The organism is Rathayibacter sp. VKM Ac-2928 (assembly GCF_022815545.1).
Lineage (GTDB): Bacteria > Actinomycetota > Actinomycetes > Actinomycetales > Microbacteriaceae > Rathayibacter > Rathayibacter festucae.
Genome location: NZ_JALGRU010000013.1, coordinates 1 through 353, shown reverse-complemented (window position 1 = coordinate 353; position 353 = coordinate 1). Strand labels below are relative to the sequence as shown.

The window sequence follows — 353 nt, the reverse complement described above, 5'->3', positions numbered from 1 at the left end:
AGGCACCACATGCGGATGTCGTGCGGCTCCGGCGACCCGTTCGCGATCCGCTGGTCCGCGAGGAACGTGCCGGCCTTGCCGTTCGCGTACTCGAGGACGTCCAACGCCTCGAGGACCCCGCGGGTGCCGAGGTTGACGGCGTACATGATCTCGCTGCCGGTGAGCTTCGCCCACTTGGCGAAATCGTCCAGGCCGACCTCGTTGGTCTCGAGGGAGTGCCAGGCCAGGTCGCGGCGGCGCGGGCGGTCCTCACGCGGTCCGACGCCGTCCTCCCAGCGGTAGCCGGAGACGAAGTTCCCGCCCGGGTAGCGGACGGTGGTCGAGCCGAGCTCCTTGACCAGCTCGACCACGTC

Annotated in this window: 1 pseudogene; it reads right to left on the bottom strand. The window is 70.0% G+C overall.

Annotated elements, in window-relative coordinates:
- Positions 1-353: pseudogene (locus tag MT350_RS19870) on the bottom strand (alpha-L-arabinofuranosidase); the annotation flags it as partial.